This window comes from Xanthomonas sp. NCPPB 2864 (genome assembly GCF_056675615.1).
Map to the genome: position 1 here is coordinate 1 of NZ_JBWWVS010000005.1, position 19,191 is coordinate 19,191.

Sequence of the window (19,191 nt, forward strand, 5' to 3'; positions counted from 1 at the left end):
TGTCCTTGCTGCTGGGGGAGTTGTAGAAAGCGTGTCGATCAGCCGGCGTAAAGCGGGCTGACCACATGCAGGTGCTTGAGGAAGTGCTGGTAGTGCTGCTGATACTGGGCCACGCGCTGCGGATCCGGGCGCGCCGACAGGCTGTCGTCCACCTGCAGATGCTCCAGCACCACATCCGACAACGCGTGCGTAGCGCCGTCATCGCGATCGCAGGCCCACAAGGCCTGCAGCGCGGCACCGAAGGCAGCGCCTTCGGGCTGGGTCGGCACCACGACCTGCAGGTTGAAAATATCGGCCACCATCTGCCGCCATTGCGCGCTCTTGCTGCCGCCGCCGGTGAGCAGGATGGTGTCGAACTGCAGACCCGCCGCAACGAAGGCATCGAAGCCGTTGCGCAGGCTGTAGGTCGCCCCTTCCATCGCGGCGCGATAGAAATGCGCCGGGGTGGTGTTGTGCAGGTCCATGCCGAACAGGCAGCCGCGGGCGGCCGGCAAGTCCGGGGTGCGCTCGCCGTTGAAGAACGGCAGCAGCACCAGCCCATCGGCGCCCGGCGTGGTACTCGCGATCAAGGCGTCGGTCTGCTCGCGGGTGATCGAGAACATGCGCATCACCGCCTCGGTGGCGACGGTGCAGTTCATGGTGCAGATCAGCGGCAGCCAGCCGCCGCTGGACGAACAGAACGCGGCCCAGCGTGCCTCGTCGTCCACCACCGGGTGATCGGCGTAGGCGAACAAGGTGCCCGAGGTACCCAGGCTCATGGTCAGGCGTCCCGGCACCACGTTGCCGGTGCCGATGGCGGCCATCATGTTGTCGCCGCCGCCGGTGGTGACACGCACGCCGGCCGGCAGATTCAAGGCATCGGCGGCGGCGTCGGACAAGGCATAGACCGCGCCGGTCTCCACCAACGGCGGCAGTGCCTCGCGCAGGTCGCGCTGCGCGTCCACCGCGCCGAGCATGCGCTCGGACCACTGCCGCGTGCGCACGTCCAGCCAGCCGGTGCCGGAGGCATCGCCGACTTCGGCAAAGCGCTCGCCGGTGAGCCAGAAGTTCACGTAGTCGTGCGGCAGCATCACCGTGGTCATCGCCGCATACGCCTCGGGGCGATGCTTGCGCGTCCACGGCAGCTTGGAGGCGGTGTAGCCGGCCATGATCGGGTTGCCGGCGGTGGCCACACTGCCTGCGGCGCCGCCTACCGCATCCATGATTTCCTCGCATTCCAGTGCGGTGCTGGTATCGCACCACAGCTTCACCGGTGCGGTGACGCTGCCATCGGCGGCCACCGGCACGAAACCGTGCTGCTGGCCGGAGACCGAGATGCCACGCACCTGCGCACGCTGCTCGCCATCGAGCTGCGCGAAGCAATGCACGATGCCGTCGATCCACCACTGCGCCTGTTGCTCGCGGGTGCCGTCGTCGCGGCTGATCAGTTCCATCGGCGCGGCGATCGTGGCGACCACGGCGCGCTCCTGTGGGTCGTAGGCCACCAGCTTGACGCTCTGCGTGCCCACATCCAGTCCTACGTACAAGCTCATTGCGTCACCAATCGGTTGTTGTTGAGGCCCACCTGCCGGGTGCGGCCGGCACCCAGTTCCAGGTCCAGGGTCTGCCCTGCGTAAGACAGTTGATAGCGCCCGCCCCGCTCGCTGTGCACGCGTGCCTGCTGCAGGCGGCCGCCCTCCCAGTGCAGGTCCACGCTGGCACCGCCGCGCACGCGCAAGCCACGCACACTGCCGCGCGGCCATGCCTTGGGCAAGGCAGGCAGCAGGAACACGCTGCCGCCCCAGCTTTGCAGCAGCATTTCGGTGATGCCGGCGGTGCCGCCGAAGTTGCCGTCGATCTGGAACGGCGGATGCGCGTCGAACAGATTCGGGTAGGTGCGCTCGGGCGAGATCAGCAGTTGCAGGATGCGGTAGGCATGCTCGCCATCGGCCAGCCGTGCCCACAGATTCAGCCGCCAGCCGATGCCCCAGCCGGTGGCGTTGTCGCCGCGCGTTTCCAGCGTGCGCTTGGCTGCGGCGGCAAGCTCGGGCGTATCGCGCAGATTGATCTGGCTCGAAGGATGCAAGGCGTACAGATGCGAGACGTGACGGTGATGGATCTCCGGCGCCTGCATGTCCCAGTCCTGTTGCCACTCCTGCAATTGCCCCGCCTTGCCGATGCGGTTGGGCGGCAATTGCTCGCGCAGCGTGCTCAGTTGTTGCGCGAAGGCGTCGTCGACCCTGAGCAGCTTGCTCATCGCGATGCATTGGGCGAACAGATCGCGCAGCAGCTGCGCATCCATGGTGGGGCCGGCACACAGCGCAGCGTTGAACGGATGCTGGTTTTCCGGCGACATCGACGGGTTGGTCACCATCGCGCCGGTCTGCGGATCACGCACCAGCGTGGCGACGAAGAACTCCGCCGCGCCCTTGAACAAGGGGTAGATCCTGTCCAGATAGGCACGGTCGCGGCCGTAATCCCAGCGGTCCCATAGCTGTTGCAACAGCCAGACGCCACCCATCGGCCACAGGCTCCACTTGGCGCCATCGATCGGCCCGGCCTGGCGCCACAGATCGGTGTTGTTGTGCACCACCCAACCCGGTGCGTCGTACATCGCACGTGCGGTGTGCGCGCCGGTCTTGGCCAGATCGAACAACATGGATTCCAACGGTTCGACGCACTCGTGCAGCGCGTTGGCCTCGCTGGGCCAGTAGTTCATCTCGGTGTTGATGTTGATGGTGTACTTGCTTTCCCACGGCGGCTGCATCAGGTCGTTCCAGATGCCCTGCAGATTGGCCGGCTGGGTGCCGGGCCGCGAGCTGCAGATCAGCAGATAACGGCCGAACTGGTGATACAACGCGGCCAGCGCCGGGTCGTTGCCCTGCGCAAAACGCTGCACGCGCTCGTCGGTGGGCAGTGCCGCCGCCTCGCTAGTGCCCAGATCGATCGCCACGCGCCGGAACAGCCGCTGGTGATCGGCCAGATGCGCACGCAGCAGTGCGGCATAGTCCAGCTTGCCGGCCTTCTGCATGCTTGCTGCGGTCAATGCCAACGGATCGCCATCGACTGCATCAAAGCGTTGGTAGCTGGTGGCGGCGGTGAGCAGCAGCACCACTTCATCGGCGGCCTCGATGCGCAGGCGGTCACGCAGCCCGCTGAGCGTGCCGCCCTTGACCTGCGGCAGCACGCGCAAGGCAAAACGCAGCTTGCCGTCGATGCCGGCGAAGCTGCCGTTGCGGCCGCTGAACAGCAGCCCGTCCTGCTCCACCGTGACCGCGCCGGTCTGCGGGCTGTCGATGCCCACGCGCAAGGAAATCGCGCGTGTCCGATCGCAGGACAGGCGCACCACGATGCATTGCGACTGTGCCGACACGAACACTTCGCGCTTGTGCACAGCACCGCCGGAGCGGAACGTGGTGGTGGCGACGCCGGTATCCAGATCGAGCTGGCGGCGATACTCGCTGATGCCGTCGGCACGATCGAAATCCAGCAACAGATCGCCCAGCGGTTGATACGGCATCTGCTTGAGCGGACGCGAGAGCATCTTGGCGTCGGCCAGGGTTTCGGCTTCGGCATAGCGCCCGGCAAACACGAGCGCGCGCACCTGTGGCAAGGCCGCCAGCGCGTCGGGGCTGGTGGCATCGTACGGGCCACCTGCGTACAGCGTGTCCTCGTTGAGTTGCAGGCGCTCGTGGGCAATGCCGCCCCACACCATCGCGCCCAGCCGGCCGTTGCCGACCGGCAGCGCCTGCACCCATTCGTTGGCCGGTTCGCGGTACCACAGCTGCAAGGCATCGCCCGCAGCAACGGCAGGCAGCGATTGCTCGCCGGCAGCCTTGGCCGGCGCAGCAATGACGGACGCAGCCGGCGCAGCGCCCAGCGCCGCGAGTGCGGCACCGGTTGCCTTGCAGACTTCCCTGCGGGTCAGCACGTGCACCACCGTGCTGCATGACCGGACCTGCACGCCCGAGCCTTGCGGCGATCCGGCATCTGCGCACTCACTGACTGACAACGAGTTGCGATCATCGACGACGCGCTTTGCCGGACGCAATCTTGCGCTGCAACACGCTGACCGGATTGCCGTCGTACTGGATGCTGGCATCGGTCCTGGGCTCCAGCGCACCGGCGTCCTCGCGCGGGCCGTCGACAAAGCGCACATTGACGGTGCGCTTGGCCTGCATGCCGGTCCAGCTGCCTTCGCGCTTGCCGATGCTCAGCTCGCCCTTGGCCTGGTTCCAGCGCAGCGGAATGCGGCTGAACTCGCCCTTCTCGTAGCCGTAGCCCTTGCCGTCGTCCTCATACAGCGAGAACTGGCCGTCGGCGCCGGTGTAGACCACCACGGTGAGCGGCGCATCCGGCTTCTGATCCACGTATTCCTGCACCGGGCCGGTCGGCACGATGGAACCGGCGCGCACGAACAACGGCATGCGCTCGATCGGCGCGGCCGCCTCGATACTCTGGCCGCCTTCATAGCGCTTGCCGGTGGCGAAATCCAGCCAGCTGCTGCCGGCCGGCAGATAGACCTGACGCGAGGTGGCGCCGAAGCGGGTCACCGGTGCGACCAGGAAGGCCGGGCCGAACAGGTACTGGTCGTTGATGTCGCGGACCTTGGGGTCGTTCGGGAAGTCCATCATCATGCCGCGCATGATCACGCCATCGCGCTGATAGGTGTCGCCGGCCAGGCTGTAGATGTACGGCAGCAACGCGTAACGCAGGCGGTTGTAGTACGCCATGCTGTCGTAGAACGGCGTGCCTTCCGGGGCGATGTTCCAGATCTCGCGGTACGGGAACTGGCCGTGCGAGCGGAAGATCGGCACGAATGCGCCGAACTGGAACCAGCGCGTGTTGAGTTCGCGCCATTCCGGCAGGTGTGCCGGGTCCTGGTTCTCGTAGCGCTTCTCCACCGCAAAGCCGCCGATGTCGAAGGTCCAGTTGGGCAGGCCCGACAGCGCCATGTTGACGCCACCGGAGATCTGGTCGCGCATGTCGTCCCAGCGCGAGACGATGTCGCCGCTCCACACTGCCACCGCATTGCGCTGGGTGCCGGCGTAGCCCTTGCGCGAGAGGATGAACACGCGCTTGTCGTCGGCCGCACGGTCGCCCACGTACACGCCATGGGTGTGCGGCAACGGGTAGGAGTTGAAGTATTCGGTGGACGAGCCCAGCGCGTTGGGCGTGGTGCGCGCCTTGCGCTCGCCGATGTCCAGGTTGGAATGCACGTCCGGTTCGTCGGCGTCCATCCACCACGCATCGAAGCCCTTGCTGTTGAGCTTTTCGTTGACCTGGCGCCAGTAGATCGCCTGCGCCTTTTCCGAATACGGATCGTAGAACGAGTTCTTGTAGCCCTTGCCGATCCAGTCCAGCTCACCCACTTCCACGTTGCGCTTGAACATGAAACCGGCCGCGTCCAGTTCCTTGTAGTTGGCGGTGGTGGGATAGAACTTGGGCCAGATCGAAATCATGATCTGCGCATGCATGTCGTGCACCGCCTTGACCATGCCGTCCGGATCGGGGAAGTGCTGCGGGTCGAAATCGTGCGAGCCCCAGGCATTCTCGGGCCAGTACGACCAGTCGAGCACGATGTTGTCCAGCGACAACTTGCGCTTACGGTATTCGGCCACCGCGCCGACCAACTCGTCCTGGCTCTTGTAACGCTCGCGGCTCTGCCAGAAGCCGTAGGCCCACTTGGGCAGCATCACCGACTTGCCGGTGAGCTCGCGGTAGCCGGCCACGGCCTGATCGTAGGAATCGGCCGAGACGAAGTAGTAGTCGATCATCTGGCCGGCTTCTGACCACAGCGACAGGTCCTTCGCTTCGGCGGCTGGCAGCGGGTCGCGGTGCAGCAGCGCGATGTAGCTGGGGTCGATCAGGTCCCATTCGACCTTGACGGTGTGGCGCGTGCCCGGCTCCAGATCCAGCGTGAACTCGTGATTCCACGGGTTCCAGTTCTGGCGCCAGCGATCGACGACCAGCTTGCCGTCCACGTACAGCTTGGCGTACTCGCTCGAATACAGCGAGAAGGTGTGCTCGCCACCGGTGAGCGCTTCGATCTCGCCCTCCCAGGTGACCTGCATGCGGCTGTCCTTGTCCTTGGTGATCGCCTTCTTCGGATACTTGGTCAGGTCGCTGAGGTACTGGTAGTTCACCTCGCTCTCGCGGCGTTCCACGATCTGCTTGCCGTTGATCGCATAACGCGCGGTCAGCGCACCGGCCTTGCCCTTGGCGTCGTACAACTTCAACGTCTTGGGCAGCGGCTGCAGGCCGCGCGGGTCGCCCAGGCGGCTGATCGAGTTGTTGTCCCACAGCAGGCCGTAGTTGCGGCTGGACACCAGGTACGGCACCGCCATGTCGATATTGTTCTGCTGCAACTCGATGTTGCGGCCCTTTTGGTTCATCCAGCCCTGCTGGTGCTGGCCGAAGCCGTAAAGCGCTTCGTCGTCGGGCGACTGGAAGCGCTGACGCACGCTCAGGTACTGCTTGCCCTCCACTTTCAGCGGCGCAAAGCTGCGCCCGCCGGCAACCTCCGACAACACCGGCTTGCCATTGGCATCGGCGAAGCTGACATGGCCATCGACGGTGGACACGGTGGCGGTGACCTTGCCGGTCTTCAGCTGCACGCTGTCGCCCTGCTCGGCCAGCTGGAAGTTGCCATCGCCCTGCACCGGCACGCGCATCAGGCTGGGGCTGCGCGCGAAGTCGCCGTCCGGGTCGGCACTGACGCGGATGATGCCGGCATCGACCACCTGCAGACGCACCGGTGCGGCGCCCTTGGCGCTCGGCACCACGGTGACGCCATCGGCGGCCTTGCGCACTTCCTGCGCGTGCGCGGCATTGGCCAGCAAGGCCAGCGACAACGCCAGGCACTGCGCAAGCGGTGTACGTCGGGTGGCAGGCGCATGGCCGGCGGAACGGTTGATGGTTTGCATGTTCACTCCCTTGGAATTACGAAACGCTGCCGCGGGGGCGGCAACGCATGGGTTCATTGCGTTCGACCTGGAAGCGGGCCTGCTGCGCAGCGATCTGGCTGCGCAGCAAGTGGCCGTGCAGGTTTACTTGTAGGTGGCCAGCTTGATCTTCAGCAGCTGCGGCGCGCTGGAAAAATTGACGCCGTAATCGGTCTGGTCGCCGTTCCAGTTGCGCTCGAACTTCCAGTCGCTGCCGTCGTACACGCCTTCCTCGACGCGGTCGTAGAGCATGTTGGCGGTCGCCTCGCTGGCCGGATGCAGGGTCACGCGCACGTGGTAGCCGGTGACCAGGAATTCGTCCGGGCCAAGCTCGGCGATCAAGGCCGCGCCGATCGGCTCGGGGTTGCCCGGCGGCTCGCCCTTGAACCAGAACTGCGGCACGCCGTAGGTGATGGTGGCGCCCCAACGCTCGTTGAGCTGCAGCTCCTGCACCGCCTGGCCGGGTTCTTCGGCCGTGCCGTGCAGCTTGCCTTCGGACGCGGCCTTGGCGAACGGACGCATGCCGCGCTTGACCAGCTCGAACCCCAGCGCAAACGGGGCCAGGGTTTCTGCGTTGACGTGCTTGGCGCCCAGCGGATAGTTGGAATAACGCGTGTAGTCCATGCCGAACGCCGACCAGCCGATGCCATCGTGGCCCAGCGTGGGGAACAGATAGCGCGCGTATTCCGGGCGGTTGCCGGTTTCGGCGACGAACAGCGCATTGTCCGGGCGGGCGTAGCGCTCCAGTACCGTGGTGTAGGTACGGTACTCGGGCATGTAGATGTCCGGCGCCAGCAGGTCGATATGCGGGCCGGCGGCCTTCCACACATCCAGCACGTTGTCGGTGGGGCCACCGCTGGCGTACTGGCCAGGCTGGCCGGGATTGAACGGGCCGCGCAGTGCGGCGTTGACGTACATCGGCAGCGGGTATTCGGCCTTGCCGGCTTCGGCCACCTGGTCGATGTAGCGGCCGATCGACCAGGCATGGAAGATCTCGTCCGCATCGGCACCGAACACCTGTGCCCAGCTGCCCGGCTGCTTGTTCAAGCGCTTGAGCAGCTCTTCCGGCACCGGGCCGTCGAACAGCTTCTGCGCCATCGGCGAGAAGTCGCGCACGCTGCCGTAGGTGCCCGGCTCGTTCTCGGGCTGGATCATGATTACAGTGTGCTGCGGATCGACCTGCTTGAGGTGCTGCATGAAGGCGACAAAGGCCTTGCGGTCGGCATCCAGGGTGGCCTGCGCATGCGGCGACAGCGACCCGATCGCCTTGCCCTCGCGCGTCACCACGCGTGGGAAGCGCTGGTTGTCGGTCTTGACCCAATGCGGCGCATACGCCGGGCCGTTGTTCTTCCAGGTCGCAAACCACAGCAGCACCAGCCGCACCTTGTGCTCGCGTGCCTGCGTGAGCAGCGTATCGACGAAGGAGAAATCGAACTTGCCTTCTTCCGGCTCGACCTGCTCCCAGGCGATCGGCACCTGCACGGTATTGGGGCCCAGCACCTGCATCGCCGGCCACACCTTGTCCATCACGCCGGGATAGTTGCTGGAGTTGTTGACCTGCGCGCCCAGGATCAGGAATGGCGCGCCATCGACCATCAATGCGTGCTTGCCGTCCTTGCTGACGAACTGCGGCATCGGCGTCTGCGCAGCCGGCGCCGCTGCCGTGGCGGGCGCGGTCGCTGCGCTACCGGCAGTCGGTGCGACTGCGGCCGGTTTGGCTTGGTCGTTCTGCTCGCCGGATTGGCACGCCGCCAGGGCCAGCGTCAGCGCGGACAGCAGCAGCGGACGCAGGTATCGGCGTGCAGGGGAAGGAGCGATCACACGTGCAACGGGGGAATGCATGGACATAAGACTCCGTGTCACCAGGTATCGGTGCGGAAGGGGGAAACGGGAAGCTGTTCGCGATTGACCAGGTTGGCGTCGTCCGGGTTTTCGCTCCAGCCGTAGCGCACCGCGACCGGTGCAGCCACCGCGTCGCTGCGCACGATCACGCGATCGCCCTCGATGCGTGCGGTGGCCGGATGGAAGTGTTTGTCGGCACCGGCGACGCGGAAGCCCTGCACTTCGCCACCGTTACGCACCTGCAAGGCACTGCCCTGCAGATCGAAACTCAGCATTGCCTGACCATCGACAAAGCGCGCCTGCTTGAACACGGGCGCGCTGTACACCAGCGTTTGGCCGTACGCCACATGACGTGCAGCAAGCGCAAGGCGATGGCCGACATCGCGCTTGTTGGTGGGATGGATATCGGCGGGGTTGCCGATATCGATGATCACCGCCTGCCCGGTCGCCGGCAGCGCCAGCGTCTTGGACTGCGACTCGCGCAACAGTGCCCACGGACTCAGCTCACCCTTGTCGCCGCCGGCCTTGAAGTTGGCCAGCTGCACCCACAGGAACGGCAGCGTCTTTTCCCCGCGTTCGGCGCGCCATTGCTGGATCATCGCGGCGAACTGTTCACGGTACTTCACCGCGCCGGTGTCACTGGCATTGGTTTCGCCCTGGTACCAGATCACGCCCTTGACCGGGAACGGCTGCAGCGGATGGATCATCTGGTTGTACAGCAGCGTGGGCAGCTGATTCTTGTTGTCGACCAGCGATACACGCACGGCGGCCGGGCGGAATTTCCAGCCGCCCAACGCGCGTTTGGCACCGGCGCTGGTCTGCACGAAGCGCTGCTCGTCCGGACCATGCATGCCGCCACCGCCACTGAGATCTTCCACCCGCACCGCGATGTGGTTGACCCCTGCATGCAAGGCCGAAGCCGGCACGCTGTAGACGCGCGGCAGGTTCCACTGCTTTTCGGTCGTGCCGACCTGCTGGCCATTGACGTAGGTGATGTCCGAGTCGTCGATCTGTCCCACGCCCAACGTGATGCCGGCCTTGGCTTCGGCAGCGCTCAGGGTGACCGTGGTGCGATACCAGGCGATCCCGTCCATGCCGTCATAGCCGCTGGATTCCCACTGCTGGGTGGTCGGGATGCTGTCCCAGTCGCTGTCGTCGAATGTCGCTTCGCGCCACTGCGGCATCTCGCCATCCACCTTGGGCCAGCGCGCGATGCGCTTGCCGGTGGCCGCCTGCGCAGCGGCATCGCGCTGCTTGATCGCTTCGATCGCGCCCTGGTTCTGCCCGGCATCCAGGCCCAGCGAGGCCGCATCCATCCACGCCTCGATCGCGCTGCCGCCCCAGGTGCTGTTGACGATGCCGATCGGCACGCCGGTGCTGGCGCGCAGCTCCTTGGCGAAGAAATAACCGACTGCGGTGAACTCGCCGGCGTTGTCCGGCGTGGCGGACTTCCAGTCGCCGCCGGTCAGGCGCGCTTCCGGCTGCAGCGACCACGACTTGGGCACCTTGAAGTGCCGCAACTGCGGGTCGTTGGCCGCCGCCACCGCCTGCGGGCCATCGCTGGCCTGCGCCAGCGGCCACTCCATGTTCGATTGACCGCTGGCCAGCCACACATCGCCGACCAGCACATCGCGCACCTGCAACTCGCCGCCGTCGCCCTGCACGCTCAGCACATAGGGGCCGCCGGCCTTGTGTGCGGGCAGGCTGACCTTCCACTGGCCTTTGGCATCGGCCTTGGCGGTGGCCCGCTTGCCGTCGAAGCTGACCGTGATGGCGGCATGGGGCGTGGCCCAGCCCCACACCGGCATCGCCTGGTCGCGCTGCAGCACCGCGCCATCGGCGAACAACAACGGCAGGCTCGGTTGCGCCAATGCAGCAGGGCTGGCGAGCACCAGGCCCAACAGGCAGCCACGACGGATGAGGGAAACAGTCATGCAGTGATCTCCAGGGTCGGCGCGGCCACTCGGCGCGCAGCGATGCGACGGCGCATGCCGCCGTACACGGTAAGACAGCGCGATGACGCGCACAGGGACGCAGCGCTCATCGTGGATCGCCGTAGAAGATGCCACGCCCACCGGTGGCGAAGTACACGCGCCCGGGGAGGCGCGGGTCGCCGGTGACGCTGTAGGGCTTGCCGAACCGGTGCGCGTCGTCGTTGATGCGCAACCAGTGCGCGCCTTCATCGTCGGAGCGGAACACGCCGTCCACTCCATCCACGCGGCCGGCCAGATACAGCGCCGGCGGTGCGCCATCGCGCAGTGCCTTGCCGATGCCCAGCGAACGCGCCTCATCCGGCCTGGACAAGGTCTGCAAACGCCCATCCTGCCAGCGCATCACGCCCAGCGCGGGGCTGGCCAGATATACCACCCCCGCCCGCCACGGATCCGGGCGCAGCTGCGGGCGCGCCCGTTCGTCGCGCGCCGGGTTGCCGGCCTGTGCACCGGTGTCGCGAAAGCTCGCTGCACCATCGCGGCTCTCGTACAAGCGCCCGCTGGCGGTATCCACTGCATACCAGCGCCGCGCATCGACGCGATCGGCCACCGCCAACGCTGTCTCGGGCAGGCCCTGCACACGTTGCCAGTGCTTGCCGAAATCGGCGGTGCGCCAGTTGCCGCCTTTCTCGGGCGCCCACACCACATGGGATGCATCGGCGGCAATGGCGATGTTGCCGGCGCCCTGCCCGGCTGGCGGCTCGCTGGCGAACGCCGTCCACTGCGCGCCGCCATCGCGCGAGTACAGCGCACGGATCTCGTTGTTGCGGCGATCGCGCACGGTACCGCTGCGCACCACCCACTGCGCGGCCTGCCCGGCGGCATCGATGCTCTCGCCATTGGTCAGGCGCGGACCGGCGTATTGCAGCTGCGCACGCTCCAGATCGTCGTGCCGGAAGCCGTCGATATCGCCCAGCGCACTGAGCAGGTGCGCGCCCTGCATCGGGCTCAGCAGATCCAGCGGCACGGTCTCTTCCAGCCCACGATCCTGGAACCACCACTGCAACGGCTGCTGCTGCCTGGCGAAATCCTGCAGGTTGCGCGAGGCCCAGATGCCGTAGCCGGTGACAAACAGCGCGTGGTTGCTGTCGAACGGATCGATCGCCAGCGCGCCCATCCAGTGTGGCGTGGCCTGCGCGGTCCACGGCGCTGCGCTGTGATCGAACTGCGCGCCCGCCAGCAACGGCGTCCAGCTGCGCCCGCCGTCGACGCTGCGGAATAGCTCATCGCGCGGGCTACGACGGCGGAAGGTGCTGGCCAGCAGCACCTGCGGCTGTTGCGGATCCACCGCCACCGCGCCCCAGCCGAAACCATCGCCGCTGGCCGGCTGCGCGATCGGGCTGATCTCGGTCCAGCGCCCCTGCGCCGGGGTGTATTTCCACAGCGCGCCGCCGGCCATCAGGTCCGGCCCGGGCTGGTCGCCGTAGCTCAGGTACCACTGCCCATCGCTGCCGCCGGCCATATGACTGGGACGCAGGCCCTTGGGCTGCCCGGCCACTGCCGACCAGCTGCGGCCGGCGTCGTCGGAAACATACAGACTGGTCTGCGCGGTGGACACGCCGACATAGATGCGCGGGGTCGGACGGCCGGGGCGGCCGCTGGCGGCATCGAAGACGACAAAGGCGATGCCCACCGCCTGCTCGCGTCCGACATGATTGCGCGCCGTCGCGCCCGCCATTGCCTCGGCGGGAAATGCATCCACCCGCGCCCAGTGCGCGCCGCGATCGTCGCTGCGCCACAGCCCTGCATCGCGTGAGCCCAGCAACAGCACACGGCCATCGTGCGGGTCCACCGCCAGCCGTTCGCCATTGGCACGGCCCAATTGATTGCCGCCGAGTTTGAACGGCAACTCGGCACGCTCGAAACTGCGGCCGCGATCGAACGAGCGCAGCACCGCGGCATTGCCGGCGCGCTCGTGCATGTAAGTACCTGCAGCCAGATACAGCGCCTGCGGGTCGGCAGGATCGACCGCGAATGCGTCGATCCCCATCAGGTTCCAGTCGTCGGCACCCAGCCAGTCGGTCAGTGCCACCCACTGCTGCGCGCGCGCATCCCAGCGGTACGCACCACCGACATCGGTACGTGCATACGCAAGGTCGCGCTCGGCGGGATGAAACAGCACACCGGTGACGAATCCGCCACCGCCGATGGCGACGCTGCGCCATTGGTAAGGCCCCTGGGACGCCGGATCGGCGGCCTGCAGCGGCAGGATCGAAAGCGACAACAGCACCAGCAGTGCCAGCCATACACGGACCGGCCACATCGCTGCGGTAACGCGGCGCACAGTAGGCGGATCGATCACAGCGATCATTCCTCCGGCTCCTCTTGCGATCGACGGCCTGCCGTCGATAGGAAAAACACCGGCCCGACGGGCTGCCTGCACAGCTCGCCGGACCGGAGACGCACTTCCTACGGCGCGTTCTACAGGCTGGCCCGCAATGTCAGGCCATACCGACGATCGTTGATCACGAAGTCACGGTAGCGCGACTCGGTGCCCAGATAGCTTTCGCGACGGGTATCGAGCAGATTCACGCCATCGAGCGAAATCGACCACACATCATTGATGTTGAAACGCAGCGAGGCATCCAGCTGGCCGAAGCCCTTGTTATAGACCGGAAGGTTACCGGTGCCGTTGCCCGCGGTGGTCACCAGCCAGTCGCTGCGCCAGTTGTAGGCCACACGGCCCTGGAAGCGCGAGGTTTCGTAGCTGAGGATCGCGTTGTAGCTGTTCTTGGACAGACCTTCCAGCGGCACGGTCAGCGCCTGGCCGTTGGTGTCGGTGGCGGTGGGGCTCGGCGCCTCGCTGTCGACATAGGTGTAGTTGGTCTGCAGGCCGAAGCCGCTCAACCAGCCCGGCAGGAAGTCGAAGAACTGCGTATAACCCAGTTCCGCACCGCGGATCTTGCCGGCATCGCCGTTGACCGGACGGGTGATCTGCCAGACCTGGCCGTCGTAGACCTCGTTGAAGACGGCATTGGCGATGAAGCCTTCGACCTTCTTGTAGAACAAGGTGCCGTACATCATCGAGCCCTGGCCGAAGTACCACTCCAGCGCGGTGTCGAACTGGTCGGCCTTGACCGCTTCCAGACTCGGGTTACCCGCGGTACCGGTGAAGGTCGAGGCACCATTGGAGGTGCCGGTGCTCAGGCTCAGGTTTGGGTTGAGCCGGTCGAAGGTGGGACGGGAGATGCCGCGCGAGGCCGCAAAACGCCACTGCAGCTGATCGCTCAGCATCCAGCGCAGGTTCAAGCTGGGCAGCACGTCGGTATAGGTCTGCTGCGCATCCACCGGGATCAGTCCGCCGCCTTCGCTGTCGGTTCCGGTGCGCACGCCCTGCGAGCCCACCTCGGTCCGCACCACGCGCACGCCGATGTTGCCGTCGAACGGAATCGAGTCGCTGTCCACGCCGAAGCGCAGCACGCCATAGGCCGCGTAGGTCTTCTCGTTCTGCGTATTGATGTTGTTGGGCGCAAATTCCAGCGGGCTGGCGCCGAAGGTAGCCAGGGTCTGCTCGTAGTTGGCCACTGCCGAGTCGGCAGCCGTCAGCGTGCGGCCGAAGGTGCTGCTCTCACCGCGGAAAAAGTCGGTGATCGGGTTGGTCACCAGACCGATGGTCGGGTACTGCGAGAACGGCGTGCCCGAGCAATCGTTGATGCACATGAAACGGTAGATATTGCCCTTGGTCTCGGCATCGCGGTCGGTGTAACGCACACCGGCCTTGAAGCTGCGCACGAAGTCGCTGTCGAAGGCCAGGTCCATGTCGGCGCGCCAGGCGAACTCGGTGCCCTTGTTGTCGTCCTTGTTGTCCAGGTGCCAGCGCCAGCCGTCGTAGTTGTTGGCATCGGCCAGATAGCCTTCCGCGCCGCTGGCATCGGTCACCGACAGGCGCGGCAGATCGCCACGGAAGTCGACGTTGAACTGCGGGCTGGTGTCTTGCCCGGTGGCGACGATGTAGCGCGTGCCCTTGGTGGTGGCATCGACGTACTGGAAGTCGGTGCTCAGGGTCAGCTTCTCGTTGACCGTCCACTTGGCGCCCAGCGAGTAATCGGTGGTCACCGAATGCCGCTCGGTCAGACTGGTGTTGGATTCGGTCGGCACGTTCTGAAACGAGCCATTGACGAACTCGTTGCGGTCGTTGACCTGGATGCCCGGCAAGCCCTGCATCGGGTTGGCGCCGGTCAGGGCGAAGAACGAATAGTCGTGCCAGCTGAAGTCGTAATCCGAACGCAGCACCTGCGTGTAGACCTCGACCGAATCGTTCGGACGCCACTGCATCGCGAACGCACCGGTCTTGCGCTCGCGCTCACCGATGGTGGTGTTGATGCCGGCGCCGTGCGGCACCGACACGCCCTGGCCTTCATAGCCCGGCAGATCGGTTTGCGTGTACCACGGCTCGATCGAGATGGTGTCCTGGCGGAACGGGCTCTTCTGCTGCGAGTAGTTCACCAGCAGGCCGATCTCGCCGATGCCGGTCTGCCAGCGATCGCTGAACAGGCCCGAGAACGCCGGCTTGCCGTCGTCGGCCAGGTCGTAATAGTTGTATTGGACGCTGCCGGCGATCTTGCGGCCGTCATAGTCGAAAGGCAGGCGCGTGCGCAGGTCGACGGTGCCGCCCAGGCCACCTTCGATCATGTCGGCCGAGGGATTCTTGTACACGTTGACGCCGCCGAGCAGTTCGGCCGACACGTCCTCGAAGCTCAGGCCACGGCCATCGTTGGCGGTGAAGATGTCACGGCCATTGAGTTCGGTGCGCACCTGGGTCAGGCCGCGGATGGCGATCGAGCTGCCTTCGCCGTAGTTGCGCGAGATCTGGATACCGGAGATGCGCTGCAGCGCCTCGGCGACGTTGTTGTCGGGCAGCTTGCCGATGTCTTCGGCAACGATGGAATCGACGATCTGCTCGGCGTTCTGCTTGACCAGCTGCGCCTTGGTGACGCTGCTGCGCGTGCCGGTGACCTGCACCGTGTCGAGCTGCTGGGTGGTGGAGTCCTGAGCCGGGGTGGCTGTGGTGGTCGCGTCCTGCGCGTAGGCCTGCGTGCTCAACAGCGTGGCCACACTGAGGGCCATCACGGAGCGGCGGAAATCACGGATCGAACGCTGACCCACAGTCCGGCTTGCCGGAATGTGGCGATGTTGCACTGACATGGTGCTCCCTCCCAGGACGCATGTACTTCTAATTTTTAGCGGGCCGGTGCGCGAACGCCCTGCCCGTCGTTGGTGCTGGCCCGCATCCGCCCACGACCGGAAGGCCGGGCGGTGCGATGCGTGGTAATCCTGACAAGGCTTACCTAGCGGCTGCGGCCGGAGCATAGGGCGGCGCTGTCGTGCCACACCAATGAAATATTCCTGGAAAGCTATTCGTAAAAACTATAGCAACGCCGACAAACCCGCTGGGTCTGGCATTGCGGATCCGGACGGCCGGAGCGGCCAAAGCGGGCTCAAGTCTGCGAGCCCGCACACGGCAGTTCCGTGATGGCCTTCGCTTACCAGTTCATGCGCAGCACCAGCGAATAGCGCCGGTCGTTGACGAACGAAGAGCGCGTATACAGACGCGGATCCACCTCGCCGCCTTCGTACGAGGTCGGCCCCATCAGCACCTTGGTCACCGTGTTGGTCAGGTTGTTGGCCTGCACGCCCAGTTGCAGGTGCTCGTTGAAGCGGTAGAAGAACGAGCCGTCGAGCTGGCCATAGTCGTCGGCCCAGGTCGGCAGACGGGTGGACGCATCGCTGGTGGTCAGCAGGTAGCGCGAGCGCCAGTTGTAGGCCAGACGCAACGACAACGGGCCCTTCTCGTAGATACCGGCCAGGTTGTAGCTGCGCCGCGACAGGCCTTCCAGTGGCAGCTCGACACCGGTGACGGTGGTATTGGTGTACGGGTCGGTGGCGGTGTTGGCGCCGCCCTGGCTGTCGACGAAGGTGAAGTTGGCATTGACGCCGAACCCGCTCAGCCAGCCCGGCAGCTGATCGAAGAACTGGGTATAGCCCAGCTCCGCACCGCGGATGGTGCCCTCGTCCATGTTGTACGGGCGCGTCACCAGCCAGGGGCGGTTGTCGTAGATCTCGCTGCGGGTCTGGGTGGAGAAGTAATCCTTGACCTTCTTGTAGAACAGCGTGGCGTACAGCATGTCGCTGGTGTCGAAATACCACTCCAGCGCAGTGTCGAACTGGTTGGCCACCATCGGCTTGAGGTTCGGGTTGCCGGCGGTGCCGACAAAATCGGTCGCCTGGCCGGCGTCGTTGGTTTCCACGTTGAGCAACACATACGGCTGCAGTTGGGTGTAGTCCGGGCGCGCCATCGCCTTGGAGGCGGCAAAGCGCCACTGCAGGCTGTCGGTGAAGCGCAGCCGCAGGTTCAGGCTGGGCAGCACGTTGGTATAGCTGCCCTGGGAGTTGTTCTCGAAGTACTGCCCGGTATAGCGCGCCTGCAGTTCCGGCGAGACATTGAGCCCGGCCAGGTTCTGGAACTGGCCAAAGCCTTCGGCCTGGGTCTTGGTCTGCACCACGCGGATGCCGATGTTGCCGTCCACCGGCACGCCCCAGGCCTCGTCGTTGCCGAAGTACAGCGCCGCGTAGGCGGCCTGGGTGCGTTCGTGCTGGCGGTTGGTGTCCTGCGGCTGATAGGTGTCCGGCGCCCAGCCGTAGCCGCGCAGCGCCACGATCTGCTGGATCATCTGCGAGGCGGAGCGGTAGTTGTTGACCAGGCTGCTGTTGGGCACCACCAGCGTGGTCGGCACGTTCACCCCGCCGCGAAAGAAGTCGGAGAAGGTGAACAACGACGACTGGTCGGTCATGAACTCGGACATATTCGCCAGGCCGTTGCTGGTGCCCGGAATGGCGGCCCAGTTGTCGGAGATCACGCCCCAGTTGTAGCCGGAATTCTTGTTGATCTGGTTGCGGTCGGTGGCGCGCATGCCGAAGCGCGCAAAGCGCAACCAGCTGCTGTCATCGAAGGTGTATTCCAGATCCACACGCGTGGACAGCTGCCGCCCGCGGTTCTTGCCCAGGTGATCCATCGCCGCCGCCCAGAAGTAGTTGGACGGGTCCTGGGTAAAGCCCGGATTGGCGATCTGCACGCTGGGATATTTGCCCGACACGTCGTACGACAGGCCCGGCAGATAGGTCGCACTGAACACGGTGAAATCCAGCTGTTCGTTCTCCGACTCCACCAGCTGCATATCGCCCTTGATCTGCAGGTTGTCGTTGAAGAAATGGCTGAAGCCCACCGACATGTCGGTGGTGGTGGTGCGCTGTTCGGAATAGCGGTTGTCGGTATTGAAGCGCACACCATCGCCGGTGAGCACCCCGCGCCACGAGCTGGATACCGGCGAGCCGCGCAGGAAGGCGCCGCGATCGTCGTAGTCGAAGGTGGTGCCCGGTGCCGGCGTGATGCTGTTGTTACTGTCGTTGAAGAACGCGGCGCGCTCCTGCCAGTTCATCTCGTAGCGCGAGCGCAGGAACTGCGCATAGATCTCGGTGGCATCGCTGGGCTTCCACTGGAACGCCGCCGCGATCCCGTCGCGCTTGCGCTCGAAATCCAGCTGACGCCAGTTCACCCCGCCCGGCACGAACACTTCGCTGCGCCCGCTTCCGGCCAGCACGGCCTCATCGGTCCGCCGCACGTACGGCTCCACCTGGATGCCGTCCGAGCGCGTGGCCAGCTCCGAATGCGCGACATCGATCATGAAGCCCATTTCGCCGATGCCGGTGTTCCAGCGGTCGCTGAACAGGAACGAGGCCGACGGCTTGTACTTCTTGCTCATGTCGCCGTAGTTGTAATCGACATTGCCGCCGACGATCCGGCCCGGATTGTCGAACGGCATGCGCGTACGCAGATTGACCGTGCCGCCCAGCCCGCCCTCGATGATTTCCGCCGAGGGGTTCTTGTAGACGTCCACACCGGCCATCAACTCGGCCGGCACGTCTTCGAAGCTCAGCCCGCGGCCGCTGGCGGCGCTGAAGATGTCGCGCCCATTGAGTTCGCCGCGCACCTGGGTCAGGCCGCGGATCATCACGCCGCTGCCTTCGGCGGAGAAATGGTCCGGATCGCTGCGTGCGGCGAAGTGATCGATGGTCACGCCGCTGACGCGCTGCAGGGTTTCGGTGACGCTGCGGTCGGGCAAGGCGCCGATGTCTTCGGCACTGACCGAATCCACGATCTGGCTGGCATCGCGCTTGATCACCTGCGACTTGATCAGGCTGGCGCGCACGCCGCGCACTTCCACCGTGTCCAGATCCACCGCGCTGGTGCCGCCATTGGCGCTGGAGGCGGCCTGCGACGACTGCGCCTGTTGCGCATAGACGGGGGCGGCGAGCAGTAACCCGATGCTGACGGCCATGGCCGAATGACGCAAACGCGGGGTACGACGTGCGTGCACGCCCGTCCCTGCCGAGGCATGGCTTGAAAACTTGTACATCTGAATCCCTCCCAGGACGCA

The 19,191-nt window shown here is 65.7% G+C and carries 9 protein-coding genes; 1 reads left to right on the forward strand and 8 read right to left on the reverse strand.

Going from position 1 to position 19,191, the window contains the following annotated elements; translation table 11 throughout:
- Positions 1-38 precede the first annotated feature (38 nt).
- The 3 genes from xylB to AC1KVE_RS12435 form a co-directional block, all read right to left on the reverse strand.
- Complete coding sequence (xylB, locus tag AC1KVE_RS12425) at positions 39-1,532, reverse strand: xylulokinase (RefSeq protein ID WP_024939776.1); 1,494 nt, start codon at positions 1,530-1,532, stop codon at positions 39-41.
- Positions 1,529-3,910, reverse strand: a complete 2,382-nt coding sequence (locus tag AC1KVE_RS12430) for a glycoside hydrolase family 95 protein (protein ID WP_184455748.1) — start codon at positions 3,908-3,910, stop codon at positions 1,529-1,531. Before AC1KVE_RS12430 ends, xylB begins: the two co-directional genes overlap by 4 nt.
- 91 nt (positions 3,911-4,001) lie before the next feature.
- Entirely contained in the window at positions 4,002-6,905 is a 2,904-nt protein-coding gene (locus AC1KVE_RS12435; protein ID WP_481092316.1) for a TIM-barrel domain-containing protein, read from the reverse strand.
- Here AC1KVE_RS12435 and AC1KVE_RS12440 point away from each other — a divergent pair.
- Positions 6,904-7,038, forward strand: a complete 135-nt coding sequence (locus tag AC1KVE_RS12440; RefSeq protein WP_258071411.1) for a hypothetical protein — start codon at positions 6,904-6,906, stop codon at positions 7,036-7,038. The genes AC1KVE_RS12435 and AC1KVE_RS12440 overlap by 2 nt on opposite strands.
- Here the strand turns inward: AC1KVE_RS12440 and galD are convergent.
- From galD to AC1KVE_RS12465, 5 genes are all read right to left on the reverse strand, one after another.
- Positions 7,029-8,699, reverse strand: coding sequence for a GH35 family beta-galactosidase GalD (gene galD / locus AC1KVE_RS12445; protein WP_456362935.1), 1,671 nt, complete (start codon positions 8,697-8,699; stop codon positions 7,029-7,031). The genes AC1KVE_RS12440 and galD overlap by 10 nt on opposite strands.
- An 83-nt stretch (positions 8,700-8,782) precedes the next feature.
- Complete coding sequence (locus AC1KVE_RS12450) at positions 8,783-10,699, reverse strand: sialate O-acetylesterase (protein ID WP_481092315.1); 1,917 nt, start codon at positions 10,697-10,699, stop codon at positions 8,783-8,785.
- Between the two features lie 106 nt (positions 10,700-10,805).
- Positions 10,806-13,067: a beta propeller repeat protein gene (locus AC1KVE_RS12455; protein WP_184455740.1), complete on the reverse strand. Its 2,262-nt coding sequence runs from the start codon at positions 13,065-13,067 to the stop codon at positions 10,806-10,808.
- 110 nt (positions 13,068-13,177) lie between these two features.
- Entirely contained in the window at positions 13,178-15,901 is a 2,724-nt protein-coding gene (locus AC1KVE_RS12460) for a TonB-dependent receptor (protein WP_184455738.1), read from the reverse strand.
- A gap of 338 nt (positions 15,902-16,239) precedes the next feature.
- Positions 16,240-19,170, reverse strand: a complete 2,931-nt coding sequence (locus AC1KVE_RS12465; RefSeq protein WP_046342375.1) for a TonB-dependent receptor — start codon at positions 19,168-19,170, stop codon at positions 16,240-16,242.
- Between the last annotated feature and the right edge of the window lie 21 nt (positions 19,171-19,191).